Annotated in this window: 12 protein-coding genes; 7 read left to right on the forward strand and 5 right to left on the reverse strand. The window is 68.4% G+C overall.

The window, feature by feature from the left end; all coding sequences use genetic code 11:
* Positions 1-680 precede the first annotated feature (680 nt).
* On the forward strand, positions 681-1,952 hold the full coding sequence (locus tag HY703_04490; GenBank protein ID MBI4544432.1) for an ankyrin repeat domain-containing protein: 1,272 nt from the start codon (positions 681-683) through the stop codon (positions 1,950-1,952).
* A 63-nt stretch (positions 1,953-2,015) separates the two neighbouring features.
* Here the strand turns inward: HY703_04490 and HY703_04495 are convergent, their stop codons facing one another.
* Positions 2,016-3,476 (reverse strand): hypothetical protein, encoded by a 1,461-nt coding sequence (locus HY703_04495; GenBank protein ID MBI4544433.1) that lies wholly within the window; start codon positions 3,474-3,476, stop codon positions 2,016-2,018.
* 288 nt (positions 3,477-3,764) lie between these two features.
* Here HY703_04495 and HY703_04500 point away from each other — a divergent pair, with 288 nt between their 5' ends.
* The 3 genes from HY703_04500 to HY703_04510 all read left to right on the forward strand — a co-directional run bounded on the left by HY703_04500 (position 3,765) and on the right by HY703_04510 (position 6,854).
* Positions 3,765-4,670 (forward strand): ATP-binding cassette domain-containing protein, encoded by a 906-nt coding sequence (locus tag HY703_04500; protein MBI4544434.1) that lies wholly within the window; start codon positions 3,765-3,767, stop codon positions 4,668-4,670.
* On the forward strand, positions 4,663-6,294 hold the full coding sequence (locus tag HY703_04505) for an ABC transporter permease (GenBank protein MBI4544435.1): 1,632 nt from the start codon (positions 4,663-4,665) through the stop codon (positions 6,292-6,294). The genes HY703_04500 and HY703_04505 overlap by 8 nt, the downstream gene beginning before the upstream one ends.
* A 119-nt stretch (positions 6,295-6,413) precedes the next feature.
* A complete protein-coding gene (locus HY703_04510) occupies positions 6,414-6,854 on the forward strand; it encodes a hypothetical protein (protein ID MBI4544436.1) in 441 nt (146 codons plus the stop codon).
* A gap of 80 nt (positions 6,855-6,934) precedes the next feature.
* On the opposite strand, the gene HY703_04515 is transcribed toward HY703_04510, so the two are convergent.
* The 4 genes from HY703_04515 to HY703_04530 all read right to left on the reverse strand — a co-directional run bounded on the left by HY703_04515 (position 6,935) and on the right by HY703_04530 (position 11,048).
* On the reverse strand, positions 6,935-7,516 hold the full coding sequence (locus HY703_04515; protein MBI4544437.1) for a YceI family protein: 582 nt from the start codon (positions 7,514-7,516) through the stop codon (positions 6,935-6,937).
* Between the two features lie 165 nt (positions 7,517-7,681).
* Positions 7,682-8,194, reverse strand: coding sequence for a MarR family transcriptional regulator (locus HY703_04520; GenBank protein MBI4544438.1), 513 nt, complete (start codon positions 8,192-8,194; stop codon positions 7,682-7,684).
* 105 nt (positions 8,195-8,299) lie between these two features.
* Positions 8,300-9,508, reverse strand: a complete 1,209-nt coding sequence (locus HY703_04525) for an ATP-binding protein (GenBank protein ID MBI4544439.1) — start codon at positions 9,506-9,508, stop codon at positions 8,300-8,302.
* Between the two features lie 361 nt (positions 9,509-9,869).
* Positions 9,870-11,048, reverse strand: a complete 1,179-nt coding sequence (locus HY703_04530) for an FAD-dependent oxidoreductase (GenBank protein ID MBI4544440.1) — start codon at positions 11,046-11,048, stop codon at positions 9,870-9,872.
* 258 nt (positions 11,049-11,306) lie between these two features.
* Between HY703_04530 and HY703_04535 the strand changes: the two genes are divergently transcribed.
* The 3 genes from HY703_04535 to HY703_04545 all read left to right on the forward strand — a co-directional run bounded on the left by HY703_04535 (position 11,307) and on the right by HY703_04545 (position 13,008).
* Positions 11,307-11,870 (forward strand): hypothetical protein, encoded by a 564-nt coding sequence (locus tag HY703_04535; protein MBI4544441.1) that lies wholly within the window; start codon positions 11,307-11,309, stop codon positions 11,868-11,870.
* Between the two features lie 228 nt (positions 11,871-12,098).
* Positions 12,099-12,569, forward strand: coding sequence for a hypothetical protein (locus tag HY703_04540; protein MBI4544442.1), 471 nt, complete (start codon positions 12,099-12,101; stop codon positions 12,567-12,569).
* Positions 12,570-12,681: 112 nt separating this feature from the next.
* Entirely contained in the window at positions 12,682-13,008 is a 327-nt protein-coding gene (locus HY703_04545) for a hypothetical protein (GenBank protein ID MBI4544443.1), read from the forward strand.
* Positions 13,009-13,570 lie beyond the last annotated feature (562 nt).

Genomic DNA, 13,570 nt, shown 5'->3' on the forward strand with positions numbered 1-13,570 from the left:
ATACACATGCGTTTGCACCACCGCAAGGAGGACAGTTCGAGGTTCGAGGAGTTCGGGGACCCGAGAGAGGTGGAATCGCTGCGGCCTTCCCCGCGTAAGAGTCGGGTCGGCACTCGCAACTGCTCTTTCGGGGCCTGCTCAGGGTTCACTCGCGTTGCGGCCCGCAGATTTGCTGGCCCTCCTTACGAGAGCTGTTGTCCGGGTGGCTCGACAGCCTCCAGTTACCCAGAGACCGCCCACCCGTAGCTACGAGGTTGAACCGCTCATTGCCTCGGCAGGACTTTCACCTGCAAGAACGCGCCGCCTTTCACGGCGCACTCTAGCGTTGCGCTGCACCTGACGGGCAGGCCAGGCTCCCGGACCGCGCCTGGAGGTACGGAGATCGTGCTGCCGTGGGGGGCCTGGACGGGCCCGCAGGTGAGCTTGGGGGCGTTAGCCGGCGACGAGCATCGACTGATCTACTGTCCCGAGAGTGGTGTCACATCATGAAGTGTCACATCATGAAGCACTTGCCGTGGTCAACCGTCCGGACGAGATTCCTGGTTGTGGCGCGCAGGGCGCCTCCCGTCCGCGGGCAGGACCGAGTCCACCTGAGCATCGTCTGAAATCACGGCTGGATTCCATCGAACCTCCTTTGGCCCGACGCCAGCGGACCCCGGGCAGCTTCAAGGAGGCTTGTGATGCCTGTCCGTCGCCTGCCGGTGCGTCCGAATCTCGATCAGCTCAAGCACCAAGCCAAGGATCTCCTTCGTGGCATTCACGTCGGCGATCCCGCTGCGATCGCGGAGCTGAGGGAGCACCATCCCGACCCGATCGTTCCCGCGAGCGCGAAGCTGGCGGATGCGCAGCTCGTGCTGGCACGGAGCTACCAGACAACGAGCTGGACGCGCCTCGTGCAGGCGGCGCAGCTCGCCACCGCGATCTGGCGCGACGATCTCAACGCGGTGCGCGACCTCGTTACCGGGAATCCGAACCTGATCCGCGAGCAAGTCCTCATCCGCACCGACAGCAACTGGGGACCGCCCATGACGTATGCGGCGAACCTCGGGCGTGATCGTATCATCCAGCTCCTGCATCGTCTCGGCGCCACGGATCTCGAGTCGGCGGCCGGGCGGGCGGCGCTCCAGGGGAAGGTCAACACTGCGAGGATGCTGTACGAGATGGCGGGCAGACCGGCACTGCCCGACGGAGCGCTCGGCGGGCCGGCCTACACCTTGAGCGCCGAAGGCACGGCGCTTCTCCTTATGCTCGGCGCGCGCGTGCGAGACGAGGCGGGGAACCGTCTCGCGCCGGTGGACGTGGTGCTGCAGACGGACGGACGTAATCCGGGGGCCAAGCACGCGATCCTCGAGATGTACGTGCGTCACGGCCTCGAGCTCCCCGACACACCGACGATGGCGCTCCACCGCGGCCGCATCGATCTGCTCGAGGAGCACCTGCGGCGCGACCCGGGGCTGCTTAGTCGCACCTTCTCCCACCGCGAGATTTACCCGGCGGAGATGGGATGCGGAGATCCCCTCGATGCAACCGTGGGCACACCGCTTGGCGGCTCGACGCTCCTCCACATGTGCGTCGACTACGATGAGCTGGAGATCGCTCGCTGGTTGCTGGAGCAAGGGATGGACGTCAGCGTCCGCGCCGCCGTCGGGCGCGACGGCTTCGGGGGCCATACGGCGCTCTTCAACACGGTCGTCTCACAACCGAACTTCTGGATGAACTACAGGAAACGGGGGCCGTTTGTGGCGCCGTTCACGGAGTTGCTGCTGGAGCGCGGTGCGGCCCCGAACGTGCGCGCGTCCATCTGGAAGCGCCTCCACCCTGGACACGGTGACACGACCCGACACGATTACCGTGACGTCACAGCGATGTCGTGGGGGCGGCGGTTCCACGACCCGATCTTCGTGAGCGAGCCGGCCATGCGAATGATTGACGATGCTGGGGGAGTCGAGTAGCTCATCCAAGGGAGGCATCTCCAGCGCCCGCGGTCGGGACGAAGACCGGTGCGGCCGCAGGTGTCAGTGCCCCTCGTGCTCCGGCGCGCGGGCCGGTCCACCCGTGTGCATGGGTGCCGGCCGCAGGCTCAGGAAAAGGGTGAAGCCGCCGCGGGTACTGCCCCCGTAGAAGGGCTCCAATTCCTCGGGCACGAAGCTGAGTGAGCCGCTGGCGCCCATGGCGGGCAGCAGCCCGCCCACGCGCCCCGGCTGGAACGCGTACCCCGCCGTGAGCCGGCCCACCGTGAACACCTCCTCCTCCCTCTCCCCCAGCACCAAGTCGTGGCCCGTCTTCCCGACCAGCTCCGCGCGGCCGAAAGCGATGTGCCGCTCCCTCAGGTTCAGCACACCCTCGAGCAGCACGGCATCCGTACGTGGATCGCCTGCGCGGCGGGGTGATCGGGAGTCGGGGTTCGGCGCACCTTCGAGCATCAGGGCAGCCGTACGGTGCTCCTCCCCCTCCTCGATGTTGCGACCCCAGGCCAGCGTTGCGGCCCACAACCCGCCCCCGGCCAGCGGCGCGTGGTGGCTGGCGGAAGCGGTCAGCCGCGTCAGGTCCCGGCGCGGCTCCCCCCGGCCGCGGAACTCCGCCTCGGTCAGCCGCCCGCCCGATAGCTGGATCGACCAGCGCTCGCCGGGCAGCAGCCAGAGCCGGCCGGAATATGAGTCCAGCGCGGCAAAGTCGAAGTCATAGCGCTCCGCGTCCGGCTCCCGGCCATTGAAGACGGAGCCCTCGATCTTCCAGACGCGGCCGTATACGCCCGCCGTGAATACGCCAAAGCTGATATGGGTGGCATCCATCCAGTGGTGGCTGATGGGCGCAAGTAGGTTGGAAAGTGCCGAGATACGGTGCGGGAACGCCACCGGTCCGAGCGCCGGCTCCGCCACCGGCCCGCCGTACAGCTCGAAGGCGACGTCGCCCGAAAGCGCGCGCCCGTACCGCGCCGCCAGCTCCATGAACAGGTCGTGCGGGTGCTGTCGGTCATGTAGTGGCTGGCCAGCGCAGAACTCTCCCGTGGCCAGCAGGTTGGGGTACCCACATTTCCCTGCTGTGGCCGGCTCGACACTGAACATCCCATGGACCATGAGGTCTCCGCCGCCCACCGGCCGACGCGCCATGCCCATGACCCAGTTAGTGACGCCGAAGTCGCTGTCGCCGCGGCGGCCGGCCTCGTCCACGTACTGCAGGAACGCGCTGCCCATGAGCATCACGTCCCAGCGCCCGGCGCGGCCGTGCCGCATGTACATGGGCGAGGCGTCGGGCAGCCAGGAGGTGCCGGAGCCCTCGCGTGCCATGGTCAACCCGAGGGGCCGGGTCAGATCCCCGGCCTCCGCCGCGGCTCCCTCTCGCTCCGCGTGCTCACGCGCGGTGTCGCGCGCCGCCGGCCGGTGCGCCCCCGGGCGGTGCGGCTGCTGCGACGCCAGCGGCGGCGTGACGGCCGCAGCGGCCAGAAGCAGGATCATGGTCCTGGCGACGAGATTCATCCACCCCTCCGGAATTGTCTGACCCTTCTCCTGGGCGCTTCCACGCGCCCCCCGAACCGCGCGCCTTTCCGCCCCCAGCACAGCACGCTCTGCCTCACCCGGGGCAGTTCCTGGCTCCGCGGGCGGCGGCAAAAGAATGCACAGTATAGGCGGGCTTGCGGCCGGCGCCAGGCCGGCGGTAGCATGCAGCGGCAGCCGCGCACTACCCAGCGCGGCTCTCGCGCAGTGCCCGCCCGCCGCGCGCTCGATCCGACTACCTGCTGCTGAGCGGACGAAGGGGTCCTGACCATGGAGTACGCGCTCACGCTGGACGGAGTGCGGAAAAGCTTCGGCGAGGTCGTGGCCGTGGACGGCATCACACTTCGAGTGCCGCACGGCTGCATCTACGGTTTCCTGGGGCCGAACGGCGCCGGCAAGACCACGACCATCCGCATGATCATGAGCATCTTCTATCCCGATGCCGGCAGCATCACCGTGCTGGGCAGCCCGATGCCGGAGGCGGTAAAGGACCGGCTCGGCTACCTCCCGGAGGAGAAGGGGCTCTACAAGAAGATGAAGGTGCTCGAGCTGGTCGCCTATTTCGGCAAGCTGAAGGGGCTGGGCGCGGCTGCCGCCCGCGCGCGCGGCGCGGAGCTGCTCGAGCGCTTCGGACTGGGCGCATGGATGGACAGGAAGTGCGAAACGCTGTCCAAGGGCATGGGCCAGAAGGTGCAGATCCTGGCCACGCTGATCCACGATCCCGAGCTGCTGATCCTGGACGAGCCGTTCGGGGGGTTGGACCCCGTCAATACGGAGATGGTCCGCGACGTCATCCTCGAGCTGAAGCGGCAGGGACGCACGGTCATCTTCTCGACGCACGTGATGGAGCAGGCCGAGCAGATCTGCGACTACATCGTGCTGATCGACCGCGGGAAGAAGGTGCTGGATGGCGCGCTGGCCGAGGTCAAAGCCACGGGCGCGCAGGGACTCGTCCTGGATTACGACGGCGATGGCGCGCTGCTCCGCGAGCTGAAGGGGATCCGTCGCCTGAACGATGCGGGGAAGCGCGCGGAGTTGATTCTGGAGGATGGTGTGGACCCGCAGCAGATCCTGGAACGGCTGGTGGGGCGCATACGCATCCGACGCTTCGACATGCGCGAGCCCTCGCTGCACGAGATCTTCATCCACGCCGTGGGAGGCCGCTCCGATGAGTAAGATCTTCCTGGTCGCGGAGCGGGAGTTCCTCGAGAACGTGCGCACCAAGAGCTTCTGGCTCGGGATCCTGCTCTTCCCCCTGCTCATAGGACTCGCCATCGGCGGGCCGATTCTGCTCCAGCGCTTCAAGAGCGCCCGCAGCTACGCCGTGATGGACCGCTCGGGCTGGCTCGCCAACGTCATGGAAAGGGAAATCCTCGCCGCGGACCTCGCTCATGTGCTGCGCGCCGCGGCCGAAAAACATGACCAAGGCGACGCCGCGCTCGCCGAACTGCCCGACGTGCTCCAACCCCTCGCCGCCGTCGCGGCCCGCCTCGAGGAGGCTCAGCTCCCCCTGCTGGCCCGCAGCCTGGCCGACGCCGGCCGGCCGGCGCCCAGCGGCAGCGAGGCGGCCCTATCGCCCCCCGCGCCCCCCTCGAGCGGCCTGCCCCCCGACGCACTCGCTGCCACACGGGAACACGGCCGCGCAGTCGTCGACTGGTGGAGCGCTGCATCAGTAGCCGAAGCGCGCCAGCTCGCCCCCGGGGCCTCCCGGACCCGCTTCGTCCGCGTGGACGTCGACGCCCCGCCGGGACAACTGGAAGAAGAGCTGAATAGCCGGCTCCGCGACGGCGAGCTGTTTGCCTATTTCGTCATCGGGCCGGACCCGGTGGCCGGCAACGCCGGGTCCAAATACGTGTCGAAAAACCTGACCGATACCGGGCTCATGGAGTGGTTCGGCACGGTCGCCAGTGCACAGGTCCGCCTGCGCCGCCTCGAGCAAGAGGGGATCGATCCCAAGGTGGCGGGCTGGATTCAGCAGCCACTGGCGTTCGAGTCGCGCAAGCTCACCGCGGCGGGCGAAGAGGCCGGCGTCGAGACCCACGACCTGCTCAAGCAGTGGGCGCCCGTCGCCTTTGTTTACCTGCTCTGGCTCTCGGTCTTCATGGCCGCACAGATGCTGCTCACCAACACCATCGAGGAGAAGTCCAATCGCATCATGGAGGTGCTGCTCTCCGCCGTATCGCCCATCCAGCTCATGGCCGGCAAGATCGCCGGCATCGCGGCCACCGGTCTCACCATGGTGGCGTCCTGGGTGGTCACCTTCTTCCTGGCCGCCCTGTACCTGCCGCGCCTGCTGGATGCGCCACCCAAGCTCGAGTTCACGGCACTGCTCAACGAGCCCGTCTACATCGGCTCGTTCCTCGCCTACTTCCTGCTCGGGTACGTCTTGTTCGCGGCCATCCTGGTCGCCATCGGCTCCATGTGCAACACGCTCAAGGAAGCGCAGAACCTCATGACGCCCATCACGCTGGTGCTGGTCCTGCCCCTGCTGGCCATGATGCCCATCGGCCAGGATCCCAACGGAACGCTGGCCCGAGTGCTCTCCTACATACCGCCTTTCACGCCCTTCGTCATGATGAACCGCGCCGCCGGCCCGCCCACCGCCTTCGAGTACCTGACCACCACGATGCTGCTCGTGGCCTCGATCTTCCTGGCGCTGTGGGCTGCAGCCAAGATCTTCCGCATCGGCATCCTGCTCACCGGAAAGCCGCCCCGCCTGCGCGAAATCCTGCGCTGGATCCGGGCGCCCGTGGGCCAGGTGGTAGTGCCCCAGGAAGAGCGGGTCGCAGTCCCCAGGTGACGGGCGGGGGGGGCGGCTCGCCGCACGCAGTCTCCGCATTGCTTTCCATGCCCCGCCACACTAACGTAGGATCCTTCCCCCGCAGCGTTGCCGTCAGCCTCTCACCGACGGAGGGCACGATGGGACGCGTCAACGCATCTCGCGTCGTCCTGGGTGGGCTCCTGGCCGGAGTGGTGATCAACGTTCTCGACGCCGCCTCGCAACTCCTGCCGGTCGACACAATCTCCTGGATCACCGACCTGGGACTGCCGGAGCCCGGTGGCGGGGCGATGGCGACCTGGCTGGTACTCGGGTTCGTCGTCGGCGTCGCGGCCGTCTGGCTCTACGCCGCGATCCGCCCGCGTTACGGGGCCGGGCCGCGCACCGCGCTCCTGGCCGGCGGCGCCGTTTGGCTGCTCGCCCTCGCGGTACCGGTTGTGGGCTTCCGCGCCGCCGGCATCGTGCCCGGCACCGTCTTCTGGGTGTGGATGGCCGTGGGGTTGGTCGAGATGCTGGCCGGCACGCTGGCCGGCGCGCGGGTCTACCGTGAGGAGGCGCCTGCTTCGGCGACCACGGGATAGGAGACCGGGCGCCAGCCGCGAAAGCCGCCGGCGGGATGCGCATCCCGCCGGCGCTTCGATAACCGCTGGTGTGCTGCTGTTCAGGCCGCCTGCTGCGCCGATTGCCGCACCAGCTCGACCTCGATCGAGAGACTGACCTCGTTGCCCACGGCCAGCCCGCCCGCCTCCAGCACCTGGTTCCAGGTGAGCCCGAAATCCCGACGATCGATCTTGCCGCGGGCACTGAAGCCCACTCGCTCCTTGCCCCACGGGTCCTGCACCCGGCCGGTCTCCTCTACCTCCAGCACCACCTCGCGCGCCACGTCCCGGATGGTCAGGTCACCCACCAGCTCGTACCGCCCCTCCGCCCGCGGGTCGATCCGCCGGCTGCGGAAAAGGATGGCGGGATACTGGCCGGCATCCAGAAAGTCCGCCGAGCGCAGGTGCTCGTCCCGCTGCTCCTGACCGGTGTCGATGCTCGCCGCGTCCATGCGGGCCTCCACCAGCGAGCCCGCCGGATCGGCCTCGTCCAGCTTCAGCGAACCGGTCACGGCCGTGAACCGCCCCTTCACCTTCGCGATCATCAGGTGCTTCACCGCAAACTCCACCGTGGTGTGCGCACCATCCAACTGCCAGAGGACCGCACCCGTCGTGACCACCGCGTCCTGCGCACTGCTGCTCATACCTGCCTCCTCGTTTCGCATCGTTCAGCCGGGCCTGTTCCTGCGCCCGGCCCGTGGGCACCGCCAGTCTGCCTTTCCAAACGTCTCAGCTCCAAGTGTCTCATTCATGAGATACAGCCGGAAAAAAAGAGCGCCCCCCGCAATGGGTAACCTCCCCCAGCGGCGTCAACCTCCCCCACCGGCGTCGCGCTCCACAACGGGCCCGGGAGTCAGCTCGGCCGCCGCACGGCCAAGCTTGCGCAGAAGCCGGAGCGCCGCCCCCTTTTCCCCGTCATCCAGCCCGGCAAGCGCCCGCTCCAGGCACTCGGCGTGCTCGGGGAAGATCTGCCCAACCAGCGCCTCCCCACGCGCCGTGAGCGCCGCGTAATACGCGCGCCGATCGTGCTCGCAGCGCCGGCGCTCTACCAGCCCCTTCGCCTCCAGGCGGTCCACCACGTACGTGATCCCGCCGCTCGAGACCAGGATCTTCTGCTGCACTTCGCTCAGGAACATGGGGCCCTTGTGATAGAGCGCCTCCAGTACCGCAAACTCGGCCAGGGTCAGCCCGTGGCGGGCCACATCGGCTCGCGCGTGCGCAGCCACCGCGCCCTGCGCCCGGGACAGCACCACCCAGAGCTTGAGCGCCAGCGCCCGCGCATCTTCTGCCGCCAGCTTGCGGCTTGCCGCTCCGTCCCCCATGAACTACCTCAGCACTAAGATATGTTCCGGGCACGGCCGTGTCAATGATCGCGCGGCGGAGAGCGGGATGGAGCGCGCGAGCCGGCGTATTCCGCCGCCCCACCTTCAACCCGCGTTGTTCGCGCCGGAAGGGCCGACGAGAAAGGTCGGCTCGAGGTTGATTCCGAGGTCCGGCAGCGCATTCTGAATGACCCAGCCCCGCACGAAGGGATTGTCGAAGACGTAGCCAGCGCCGCGTCGTGACCGCACCAGAACACCCTTCTCGACCAGCGCCCGGCCCGCGTTGGCCGCGCTCCCAGTGCTCCCGAGCGCGAACCGCTCGATGGTCGCCCCGGTCGTAATGCCCTCCGTGCTCGCGGCCACCGCGCGGAGCACATTCTGCTGCAGCGGCGTGAGGTCTTCCCAGAGCGCCCGGATCAGGTCATCCTCCTCTCCCACGATCTCTTCGAACGCCCGCTCGAGGTGCGCCCCCGTTGCCTCTCCGGTCGGCCGCGCCAGCTCGAAGCTCTTCCGTGCGAGCTGTAGCACGTCATGCGTCCGCGGACCCGCAAGCTCGACGGCGCGACTGCCCACACCCCGACCCGTGACGCCGGCCGAACCCATGCGATCCTCGATCCAACGCGCAAGGTGCTCCGCCTCCATGGGCCCGAACAGCAGGAGCTCGAACATCTTGTAGAACGCGCGGTCCCGACCGAGCATGCGCCGGATCAGATGCACATGCGAACCTGCCAGAACATACGCCACCTGCCCGTGCCGCTGGATGTGACCCCGGAGATGCCATTCCGCGGCCTCGCCCCCGAAGCGGTGAAGCTCCTGGAATTCGTCGAGCACGACGCCGACCGACACCTCCCGCTCGCCGGCCAGAGCATTGATCGCACCCAGCGTGCGCCCGAGCGCGTCCCGCTGCTCCTCCAGTCCGGACCGCCGCAGACCCAGCTCCAGCGAGGGAAGCAGCAGACCCGTAGGGTCCGGCCGCACCGTCAGATGCAGCCCTACCCGCTCGGCGAAGCCGGCAAGGACATCCCGCCAGCGGCGGCCCAGACCGCGCGCGGCCCCGGCAAGCAGCTGATTGGCGGCATCGACCGCCGTCGTCGCCGTGGAAAAATCAGCAAGAACAACCCGAGCGCGCGCCCTCGTGACCCGTCGCACTGCCGCCTGGATTGCCGACGTCTTGCCCATGCGCCGCGGTCCATACACGAGCAGCCGGTCGCCTGGCGAACGCAAGGCGCCCGCAATCCGCCGCACCTCCTCCGCCCGATCCGTGAAGAACGGCCCCTCGACCACCCCACCCACCCGAAACGGCGCCGGCTGCATACTTCCACCTCTGTAAGTTTAGCCCATTGAACTTTCGAGTGTGAAAGTAAGACTCGCCGGCGGTCCGGGCAAGGGAACCCAGCCGCGAGGCCTTGCCCACCGCCCCTCGCACGCATAGTGGCGTGGCGCGACCTGGATCCACGAGTTTCCATGAAGTCGATTCGGGGAACCCGGGCCGCGAGCCGGCCGCGGGGCGCGGCTCCCAGGCACGCCTGTCCCTGCCGGACCGTCAGCCGCAGCTACAATATGGAGTGGAAGCTGACCCCATAATGGAGCGCGCCCCGCCTGCAAGACCGCTGCCCGGCGCCCTTGCTCCCAGCTTCGCCCTGGCCCTTCTCGGGCGTGGTCCCGCCCGCTGCCGCTACCCCGGGATCCGCCCCCTCAGGCTGGCCGCCGAGTGCGGCCCCGGCTCCGCCATGAGCGCTCGCGCCGCCTGGAGCTGACCCCAGGTGTTCCACAGCAGCACGCCCCGCACACGCCCATCCCTCAGGTAGTAGACCACGCCCTCACGGAACGGCTCCTTCCAGTCGGCCACCAGCTCGAGCCGCGAATCCAATTCACCCACCGCCTCGTAGCCCAGATCGAATAAGTCCGAGTAGAAGAAGGGCAGGTGGTGGTATGGCGAGCCGGTGCCCGCCATGGCCAGACCGGCCGCCTGACCCATGCGGTTGGCGTTGTCCTCGTGCTCGACCCGCAGGCGCGCGCCCAGCAACGGGTTGAGGAAGTTGGCGACGTCGCCCGCCGCGTAGATGTCCGGCTGACTGGTGCGCAGCAGCTCGTCCACGACGATGCCGTTGGCCACCTCGAGGCCAACCTGCTGCGCCAGCCCGACATTGGGTTGGATGCCGAGCCCCGCGACCACGACGTCGACCACCAGCTCCTCGCCCTGCGCGGTCCACACAGCCACATGATCACCCCGGGCTTCGAGCCGGGTTATCCCCACACCCGGCCGCATCTCGACGCCCCGATCGCGGTAGTAGTCCACCAGGAAGCGCGAGAGATCGGGCGGGAAGAGGCGTTCGGAGATGCCGTTCTCCGGGAACATCATGACCACGTCGCGGCCCTGCATGTTCAGAGCGGCAGCCAGCTCCGAGCCAATGAACCCCGCGCCGATCACGGCAAAGCGCAGCGGCCGGGTGGCAAGATCCCGCAGGCGCTGGTAGTCCTGATAGCTCCGGAAATAGAAGACCTGCTCCGATTCCCCGGGAAACCGGCGAGGCTCGCCGCCCGTGGCCAGCAGCAGCTTCGCGTAGCTGTGCACTTCGCCCCGGTCATCCGTCACCACCTTCCCGGCCACGTCCAGAGCCACCGCCCGCCGTCCCAGCAGCAGCTCCGCACCCAGCGCGTCCGTGCCCCGCCAGATGCTCTCCTCCGCCTCCCCCTTCCACAGCCCCTTGGACAGCGGGGGGCGGTTGTAGGGCGGGTGTGGCTCCGCGCTGAGCACGCCGATGGCGCATTCCATGTCCGCCTCGCGGATCCCGCGCACCGCCGCGTCCGCCGTCATGCCGCCGCCCACAATGAGATACCGGTAATTCCCCATGATCACTCCTCCTGCGTAGTGGGTCGAATTTACAAGATGTGTCGGCATTCGGCCGTGCTTCTGAACGACATGGCCGCGCATAGCCTTGTTCGGCCACCCGGCCACTGGGCTGGCAACGAGGTGCGCACAGGATGCCCGCGCCAGGAGGCCCGCGCCAGGAGGCCCGCGCCAGGAGGCGCGCGGCCTTGACAGCTTGCTCGCCCTGCTGCAGCCTATGCGGCATCTCCCCGCCAGGATCCCTTCTACCGGAGGTGCCCCATGAGAGGCTGCCACTGCCTGACCGTCGGAACCGCCATCCTCGCCCTGCAGCTCACCGCCCCCGCCCACTCACTACTGGCCCAGATCCCGGCCTCCGATCAGGACAAGATTGCCAACGCCATGAGCGCCGGGCCGCCCTGGCTGGCCAGCAACGCGAGCGTTCTCGATTGGCCGGCGTCGCCCGGCGGCGAGATGAAGCAGCTCCGGGCAGGGAGCAATGGATGGACCTGCCTGCCGGAGAGCGGCCCGGGGAAGAACGACCCCATGTGCCTGGACGCCGAGTGGGTGGGATTTCTGCGGGCGCTCATGAGCGGGGCCAAGCCCCAGGTCAAGCAGGCGGGCTTCGGCTACATGCTTCAGGGCGATGCCGGTGCCAGCAACCTCGACCCCGCCGCGAACACGCCTACACCCACCAACCAATGGGTGAAGTCGCCGGCCCACCTCATGCTCATTGTGCCGGATCCGGCGCTGCTGAAGGGGCTGCCTACGACCCCACAGAAGGGCGCGCCCTATGTCATGTGGGCGGGCACACCCTACGCCCACGTGATGCTTCCTACGCACTGATCGCGACCGGGGCGGCTGCCGCCTGACGGAGGGCGGCGCACTCCCCACGCACGCCCGCGCCTCAACACGTATCAGCCAACAAAATTATTGACGGCGCCCCACCCCGGCTGCACCTTTGCACCGAGCAACGGGCGGCTGCGCCCCCGCCACTTCCGGCCCTGCCTGAGGGCCCGCGGGCGGCGCGGCCACGGCCTGGCTTCGCTGACCCGCTCTCCCCTTTCGCGAGGAATGATCATGGGCAAGATCAACACGGGGCGCGTGCTGCTGGGTGGAGTTGTCGCCGGACTCATCGTCAACGTCGGCGAGTTCATCCTGAACGTGCCGGTGGCCGGGGAGGAATTCGACGCCGCCATGCGCGAGCTGGGCAAGGAGCCCGTGGCCGCGTCCGCCATCACCATCTTCGTGATCCTGGGGTTCCTCCTCGGCATCGTCGGCGTCTGGCTCTACGCCGCCATGCGCCCGCGCTTCGGGCCGGGACCGCGCACCGCGGCGACCGCAGGGCTCACGCTCTGGGCGCTGGCCTATCTCTTCCCTACGCTGGGCATGATGGTCATGGACCTCTTCCCCTTCGACATGATGCTGCTTTCCCTGGTCTGGGGACTGGTCGAGACGCAGATCGCGCTGCAGGCCGGCGCCTGGTTCTATCAGGAGGCCGCCGCCGCCCAGCCGGCACCGGAGTTCGTGGCGGCCGGGCACTGACGCCCGCTGCGCCATAAGAGGAAGCCCCCTGAGCGGAGCCAGCCCTCACTTCGCTCAGGGCCGCCGCACCCTGGCCGCGGTAGACGCCGGGCTTGCTGGCCTCCAGCCACGCGTGGCGGCGGGGCGCGCGCGCCATGACCTCCACGCCCAAGCCCCGGACGGGCCGGGCGCTCTGGCCGATCCAGGACGGCCAGACCCGCCTGCTCGGCAGTTGCTGGTTGGTCGCCTTGCCCGCCCTCGCGCTCCTGGGCGGCTGCCGCGGCTCACCGAGTTCGGGCTGCGCAACTTCATCGCCGGGCGCGTGCCGAACAGGCCCGGTGAACTGGTCCGCTGGATCCGCGACTCACAGTCCATTGATCCGGGCACCGCCATGCCCAACCTGAACGTGCCGGAGCCCGTAGCCCGCGACATGGCGGCCTACCTGTACACTTTGCGCTAGTTGGCGCGGGATTCATCGGGCGGGCCGAGGTCGCTATCCAATAAAAGAGCGGTGCCACACTGAGATCGGCGCTCCTGAAAACAGGATTAACGGTTCCGGCTGGAACTCGTCCTGACGCCCCGGGACGAAGATCTCTAACCCGGTACTTGGACTCGTGGTCACCGCTCACCTACATTCTGCAACGCGGAGCCCTCCGGGTCAAGACCTCCCGGCGCTCGCGCCACCGGAACGCTCAGCTGGCGCGCACCCCGTCAGCCCTGACCGATTCACGCCACCGTGGGGTATGAGGTTTTCGGCCGGCAAGGCCGCCAAATTGAACTTCACGGCCGAACCCGGGTGAGGCTGGCGCGTCAGCGCCCTTCCTTGTTGTGACATGTGAAGTTCTTGCGGCGCACGTGGCCTTCGCTGCGCTCGCGTGGGGCCGCGGAACCGCCGGCCCGTTCTATAACAGCGATTGTTAGACCCCCGCAGCCACCGCATGCAGTGGGACCAGCAACGAGGTAACGCGTGCCGAGAAGAACGAAGAACTCGACCTCCTCGAGCTCCACCGCCGCTACTGTCG

The sequence above is a fragment of the Gemmatimonadota bacterium genome (assembly GCA_016209965.1).
Lineage (GTDB): Bacteria > Gemmatimonadota > Gemmatimonadetes > Longimicrobiales > RSA9 > JACQVE01.